Raw genomic sequence first — 7,017 nt, forward strand, 5'->3', positions numbered from 1 at the left:
TAATCCGTTAGGCTTTTTCTAAAATAGATAGGTTCTAGAACAGTCTAATTAGGAAGTCACTAGCAACGAGATGGCTTAAACAATATAAGTAAAATGAAAAGCAAAACGCCAAGTTCTTATGAGCTTGGCGTTTTTATGTTTGAATCGCTTTAGTTTTTCGAAAAGAAGATCTCTGGCTTATGGTTCGGGCCATAGTTGCCTTCTAGTTGGGTAAGTTCTAATCCTTGTTTGCCTATCAAAGAGCCGACCAATTGGCGGTTAAACGGGTAGCTGTCGGGGTTGTTAATATATTCTTCAACATCTATCCATTTAGCTTCTGCAATTTCATCAGTGTCTTGAATCGCAATTTCTTGAGTTTGAGCGATAAGGTGACAAATAAAGTAGAGGTTTGATTTACCGAATTGATACGGGTGTCTTGTCGCCATGCCAACCACAGAAACGAACGTTGCCTCGATACCGGTTTCTTCCAAGGTTTCACGAACCACCGATTCTTCAATGCCTTCACCCAACTCAATATGACCGCCCGGTAATTTGTAACCCGTCATGCCGTGCTCTTTGATCATCAGAACTTGATTGTGTTCGTTAGTGATTAACGCACCAGCACCCAAGGTGTGGGTCGGAATGAAAGGCACAAACTCTACAATCTCGGATTTGTGGATCAGCGTAATCTCGTCTTCTAAGCAGTTGTGAAACACAAAGCCAAGCTCAGTCGCCACCGGAATAAGGTGCGAGAGTGAAATAGGTAAGCTAATCCAAATAATGCCTTTGCTATTCTGCTTTGAAAATTCGGTGATCTCGCTGAGTTCGGCATTGAATGAGTCAACATCGTGAGGGGCTGTTGCTGGGTCAATGATGATGCCGTTAAATTTGTCGAGCGTAAATTCCACGGGTGATCCTTTATTATTTTGATTTATTGGGCGTCGAGCATGGTCTGAGCTTATCGTATCTAAAGAGCTTATAACACCTTGAGAGCAAGGGCAGCAGTGAATCAAAAGTAGGCAATGCAGTTTATGTCGAACGGGTCGGGATAAGAGGAGGGTGTTGCTAGAAACAAAAACTGCGCTTGGAAGCCAAAGCGCAGTTTTAAAATGAGGTTTATTGCAGTTCGATTTTAACGAATATAGTTCGCGTTAATACTCACGTACCAGTGTTGAAGCTTGCCATCAGATTTCTTGATCCACAAATCGTTGGTGTAGCTATCAATCTTGCCGTTAACCGTAAGGTTGAATGTGTTCTCGTCGAATTCGCCAAGCTTCACGAACTGGTCCGTGGTAATCAGGAATGGGTCCATGTCGTCTACACCAACCACATCTGAAATCACATAGTAGTGGTAAGTCAGCGGCTTGCTCGCATCATTCGGGTTGCTGCGATACGCAACAAGCTTGAATGGTTCCGTTAATGGAACGTCGAGCGTTTGCTTGTCCATGGTCGCTGGAATTGGAATAAACAGCCAAGCGGTAAACAGACCGCTCAATAAAACCATCAGGAAGAAAAGAGTCTTAATTGCTTTCATAGCAACCTTCAAAATATGGGGGATGTTAATGGGGCTATGGTAACTAGGGAGAGTAAAGATGCAAGCTCTGTTATTACCCTATCTTATCTCAGCTTAATCTAGCGCAAAGAAAGCGGTTCGGTTAACTCGAAATGTAAACACGAGTGCTTAACTCTTGATTATGGCTTAAGAGAATTCGTTATTTGAACCAATCTTGGTTTTTAACCAGTCTCTCGAAACAAGGCGAAGAACTGTCGCGAAATGACCTATATAGATAAAATTCAGTACGATAAGAATAGCGCATGAATATTTTTTGAGCGTTTTCTTATGCATTTAAATCCACGGTTAAGTGGCGAATACCATTCTTATGTCGATCACTCATTTCGTATCGATTGTTCACTTGGCTCCAATCCATTTGGCGCACCAGAAATTCCTGAACATGTGATCAAAGATATTATCTACGGTATTGATAAGTACTATTGCCACAGGGAGCTTTCGGAGCTGACTTATCTGACTCGCCAGTTTATTGGGATTGAAGATTGTCGTATTACGTACACCACGGGCTCTCTTGGGGCGCTAGAACTTATCTTCAATAAACTTATCGATCACAACAATCGCACTATGATAGGCATTGGCCCTCAGTTTGTTGAAGCAGTATCAGAGTTCACTTTGGTGGGCGGGAAGTACCAGTCCATCAACATGTTTGATTATCAAAACGAGTCGGATCTGTTCGGTGTGTTGGCATCAAAAATAAGCAGTCAAAATCCTGCCTTGGTGTATATCGATAATCCCAACAACCCAACGGGTCGAATCTACGACAGAGCTTATCTGGTCGAGATAGCGAGAGTATGTGAGCGTTCTGGCGCTATTTTGATTGTCGACGAGGCATATGGTGAATACCTGACCCCTGAGCAGTCTATGCTCGATCAGACCTTAGTCTTGGACAACTTAATAGTTTTACGAACCTTTTCTAAAGGTTTAGGGCTCGCTGGGATTCGACTCGGTTACTTAGCCAGCAGTGAAAACCTGACTTCTGCAATCGAAGCTGCGGTGAGTGTGTTTACGCCGACTTACCCCTCAATAAAAATCGCATCGGCGACCTTACCCAATGCAAAACACTTCTTAGAAATGAACCGCAGCAAAACTGAATACTTTAAGCAGCAAATGATCGGCTTGTTGTCTGAGAACAATATTGAGGTGGTTGGCACGTCAATATCGACGCCCATTATGTTGTTGAAAAAGAGAGGAACTCACCTTTCAAAGCTATTTGAGAGTATCGGTATTAAGACATGTTCGGGTGTCGATTTTGCTATTACGTGCGACGCGATGACTGAAGAGTATGTTCGATTACGAATTGTTGGCAATGATATAGATTTAGAAGCGTTAAAGCAGCGTATTAAGCAGTTATAAAAGCAACCGTTATAAAATCAGTAGGCATAAAAAAGCCCGCACCTTGCGTTTACAAAGTGCGGGCTAAATTCATCTGGCTACTTGTTTAAGTAAGCAGCATGGAACTCAATGTGTTCATCAATAAAGCTAGAGATGAAGTAGTAGCTGTGGTCGTAACCAGGCTGTATACGTAGATCTAAATCGGCATTGGTTACCTTAGCGGCTTCGACTAATTGCTCAGGTTTAAGCTGTTCAATCAGGAAGTTATCGGCTTCACCTTGGTCGACCAACATTGGCAGTTTAGTGCCTTTGGTTTTTAGAAGCTCAGAGGCATCGTAGTGTTTCCACTCTTCAATATCCAAGCCTAGGTATTGGTTGAAGGCTTTTTGTCCCCAAGGGCATTGCATTGGGTTGGTGATTGGGCTGAATGCAGAGATAGAACGGTAGCTATCTTCGTTTTTAATGCCAATCGTTAGGGCACCATGTCCGCCCATGCTGTGACCAGAAATCGATTTTACGGATGTAACAGGGAAGAACGACTCAATTAATGCAGGAAGCTCTGTTACCACGTAATCGTACATGTGGTAATGGCTGTCCCATGGCGCTTGAGTGGCATTCACATAGAAGCCTGCACCTTGGCCGAGATCGTAATTTTCATCGTCGGCAACACCTTCGCCACGTGGGCTAGTGTCTGGTGCAACAATCGCGATGCCTTGCTCAGCCGCGGCTTTGAAAGCGCCGGCTTTTTGCATGAAGTTTTCATCGGTACAGGTTAAGCCTGACAACCAATACAAAACAGGAACTGGGTTTTCTTTGCTTGCGTTAGGTGGCAAGAAAATCGCAAAACGCATGTTGCAGTCAAGCGTTGCAGAAAAGTGGGTGTATTGTTTGTGCCAACCACCAGCAACCTTTGCTTGGCTAATGTTTTCGATTGTCATCTATTGTGCTCCGTTAGGTTGATGGTTTGGGAGTAAATTTGTCTATATTACATAAAGTTTCACCACCCACCGGGCAGGAGGTGGTGAAGACAGTTTGTTGCTATTCATTTGTAGCTGTGGCCTCGATGCTCGAAAGAATCGAGGCCAAGATGTGTTACTTATCCATGTGTAGAACAGTACGGATAGATTCACCTTTGTGCATTAGGTCGAATGCTTCGTTTACGTCTTGCAGACCCATTGTATGAGTGATGAACTCTTGAAGGCCAAACTCACCCGCCATGTAACGGTTTACGATTTCTGGAAGCTCAGAGCGGCCTTTAACACCACCGAAAGCAGAGCCACGCCATACACGACCAGTCACTAGTTGGAATGGACGAGTTGCGATCTCTTGGCCAGCACCTGCAACACCAATGATGACTGATTCGCCCCAACCTTTGTGACAGCACTCAAGCGCTTGACGCATCACGTTTACGTTACCGATACACTCGAAAGAGTACTCAACACCGCCGTCTGTCATCTCAACGATAACATCTTGGATTGGCTTGTCGAACTTAGTTGGGTTGATGCAGTCAGTCGCGCCAAGCTGTTTTGCTAGCTCGAATTTGCTCTCGTTGATATCTACACCGATGATGCGGTTAGCACCAGCCATGCGAGCACCAATGATTGCAGAAAGACCGATACCGCCTAGGCCGAATACAGCAACGTTGTCGCCTTTTTCAACTTTAGCTGTGTTAAGTACCGCGCCCATGCCTGTTGTTACACCACAACCTAGAAGACAAACTTCTTCAAGTGGTGCTTCTTTGCTTACTTTCGCTAGAGAGATTTCTGGAAGTACTGTGTACTCAGAGAAAGTCGAGCAGCCCATGTAATGGAAAATCGTTTCGCCATTGATAGAGAAGCGGCTTGTACCGTCTGGCATTAGGCCTTTACCTTGCGTTTCACGAACGGCTTGGCATAGGTTAGTTTTACCAGATTTACAGAACTTACATTCGCCACATTCAGCTGTGTAAAGTGGGATAACGTGGTCGCCAATCTCAACACTTGTAACGCCTTCGCCGATCATCTCAACGATACCGCCACCTTCGTGACCAAGAATTGAAGGGAAGATACCTTCTGGATCGTCACCTGATAATGTGAATGCGTCAGTGTGACAAACACCAGTAGCAACGATGCGAACTAGAACCTCACCAGCTTTAGGAAGTTGTACATCAACTTCTTCCATTTTTAGTGGCTCGCCAGCTGCCCATGCAACCATTGCTTTTGATTTGATATGCGTTTGACCAGGTTTAATTTCGATTGTCATTGGATGTTTCCTATATGTCAGTACAGCGGATAACTGTGCAATTAAATTCAACCCGTTAAGCGTAGTTGAGCTTAATTGTTTCCGCTCTCTCGTTTTGTTGGAGCTAGTATAGGTGTGAGTGCATGTTTTGATAATCCCCTTAAATAGAAAATGATTATTACTTATTTGTAATAATAGAGCATTTAGGTTCCTCGTGTTAACCGAAAGTCACACTTAAGAATTTTTAAGGTACGTCATAATAATTGCTTACTGAAAATCACATGAATTGGAAATAAAACTACAATATTCTGAGCGCCGTATTTAATGTTGTGGACTCATACATGCTTTTATCTCTTCCGCCTCCAGTGATGCTGTCACTTGCCATCGTGCTTGAAGTTGTCGCGACTTCTTTATTGCCTAAAACGCAGCAATTTACTTCCCTTCCTGCGACCGCCGCAGTACTCGTCGGTTATGGCTTTGCTTTTTATCTGTTGTCTCTCACGGTTCAAACCATGTCTTTGGGTGTGGCGTATGCGATTTGGTGTGGCGCAGGGATAGTGTTGGTCGCGGCGTTGTCTTGGTTGGTCTACGGGCAAAAGCTAGACATCTACGCGATCATTGGCATCGCTTTGATTCTGTCTGGTGTGGTGGTCATTAACCTGTTTTCAACGTCGGTGAGTCACTAAGAGTCTATTTCCTACTTCTGAAGGAACAAACTAATTGGAATCTAGAGTAGTTAGCCTTCAACTTAAGGTATTGAATATAATATAGTAATTCCAATAAATGCATTTTGTGCATGTATTTTATGAAAACAGCTCACTTTACTCATAGATTGGTCGGTTTAGTATAGCCAGCAGAAACCAATGATTATAAATAATCATAGATATTATCTGTTTATCAATAACTTAGGGGGTCATTATGACTATTCCGACAACCGATATGATGGAAGCTTGGACGGGATTTCAAGCTGGCGACTGGCAAACATCCGTTAATGCACGTGATTTTATTCAGCGAAACTACACCCCTTATGAAGGCGATGAGTCTTTTCTTGCGGACGTGTCGGAGTCGACGACACAGCTATGGGAGTCGGTGCTAGAAGGTATTAAAGAAGAAAGCCGCACTCATGCCCCTGTCGATTTTGATACTGATATCGTTTCCACTATCACCTCACACGATGCCGGTTACATTGTAAAAAACCTCGAAAAAATCGTGGGTCTACAAACCGATAAACCACTGAAACGCGGCATCATCGCCAATGGTGGTATTCGAATGGTGAAAACGTCGTGCGAAGTGTACGGTCGTGAATTAGAGCCACAAATCGAAAAGATCTTCACTGAGTACCGCAAAACGCATAACCAAGTAGCGTTCGATCTTTATACCGACGAAATTAAAGCATGTCGCCGTTCTGGTATTATTACTGGTCTGCCGGATGCTTATGGTCGTGGACGCATTATCGGCGACTACCGTCGTCTTGCTTTGTACGGTATCGACTTCCTAAAATTAGACAAAAATGAGCAATTCAAATCGACTCAGAAGATGCTTGAAACGGGTGGTGATTTAGATAAGACATTGCGTCTACGTGAAGAGCTTACTGATCAAATTCGTGCCCTTGATGAAATGCGAGAAATGGGTTTGAAGTACGGCATTGATATGTCTTCTCCTGCTCGTACTGCGCAAGAAGCAATCCAATTTACCTATTTTGGTTACTTAGCTGCGGTTAAGTCTCAAAATGGTGCTGCGATGTCGCTAGGCCGCACATCAACCTTCCTAGATGTTTACATCGAACGAGACCTTAAACTTGGTCTGATTGATGAAAAACAAGCGCAAGAGTTGATTGACCATTTCATCATGAAGCTTCGTATGGTTCGTTTCCTTCGCACTCCTGAATACGATTCATTGTTCTCTGGCGACCCAAT

General features: G+C 43.7%; 7 protein-coding genes. 3 read left to right on the plus strand and 4 right to left on the minus strand.

What is annotated here, in order from left to right; genetic code table 11:
* Window positions 1–149 precede the first annotated feature (149 nt).
* Together AB4517_RS21020 and AB4517_RS21025 are read right to left on the minus strand one after the other, a co-directional pair.
* Window positions 150–887 (minus strand): NUDIX domain-containing protein, encoded by a 738-nt coding sequence (locus tag AB4517_RS21020; RefSeq protein ID WP_104216025.1) that lies wholly within the window; start codon window positions 885–887, stop codon window positions 150–152.
* 224 nt (window positions 888–1,111) lie between these two features.
* Window positions 1,112–1,513, minus strand: coding sequence for a hypothetical protein (locus AB4517_RS21025; RefSeq protein ID WP_017061631.1), 402 nt, complete (start codon window positions 1,511–1,513; stop codon window positions 1,112–1,114).
* A gap of 306 nt (window positions 1,514–1,819) precedes the next feature.
* On the opposite strand from AB4517_RS21025, the gene AB4517_RS21030 reads away from it, so the two are divergent.
* A complete protein-coding gene (locus tag AB4517_RS21030) occupies window positions 1,820–2,902 on the plus strand; it encodes a pyridoxal phosphate-dependent aminotransferase (RefSeq protein ID WP_017061632.1) in 1,083 nt (360 codons plus the stop codon).
* Between the two features lie 77 nt (window positions 2,903–2,979).
* Here AB4517_RS21030 and fghA read toward each other — a convergent pair whose 3' ends face one another.
* Together fghA and AB4517_RS21040 are read right to left on the minus strand one after the other, a co-directional pair.
* Window positions 2,980–3,819, minus strand: coding sequence for an S-formylglutathione hydrolase (gene fghA, locus AB4517_RS21035; protein WP_372149806.1), 840 nt, complete (start codon window positions 3,817–3,819; stop codon window positions 2,980–2,982).
* A gap of 154 nt (window positions 3,820–3,973) precedes the next feature.
* Window positions 3,974–5,122: an S-(hydroxymethyl)glutathione dehydrogenase/class III alcohol dehydrogenase gene (locus AB4517_RS21040; RefSeq protein ID WP_017076927.1), complete on the minus strand. Its 1,149-nt coding sequence runs from the start codon at window positions 5,120–5,122 to the stop codon at window positions 3,974–3,976.
* 320 nt (window positions 5,123–5,442) lie between these two features.
* On the opposite strand from AB4517_RS21040, the gene AB4517_RS21045 reads away from it, so the two are divergent.
* Both AB4517_RS21045 and AB4517_RS21050 read left to right on the plus strand, forming a co-directional pair.
* Window positions 5,443–5,787 (plus strand): multidrug efflux SMR transporter, encoded by a 345-nt coding sequence (locus tag AB4517_RS21045; protein WP_017061635.1) that lies wholly within the window; start codon window positions 5,443–5,445, stop codon window positions 5,785–5,787.
* Between the two features lie 232 nt (window positions 5,788–6,019).
* Window positions 6,020–7,017, plus strand: a 998-nt coding sequence (locus tag AB4517_RS21050) for a pyruvate formate lyase family protein (protein WP_372149809.1), incomplete at its 3' end; no start/stop codon positions are given.

Origin of the sequence: Vibrio sp. 10N.222.52.C3 (assembly GCF_041474195.1) — a bacterium.
GTDB classification, from domain to species: domain Bacteria; phylum Pseudomonadota; class Gammaproteobacteria; order Enterobacterales; family Vibrionaceae; genus Vibrio; species Vibrio crassostreae_C.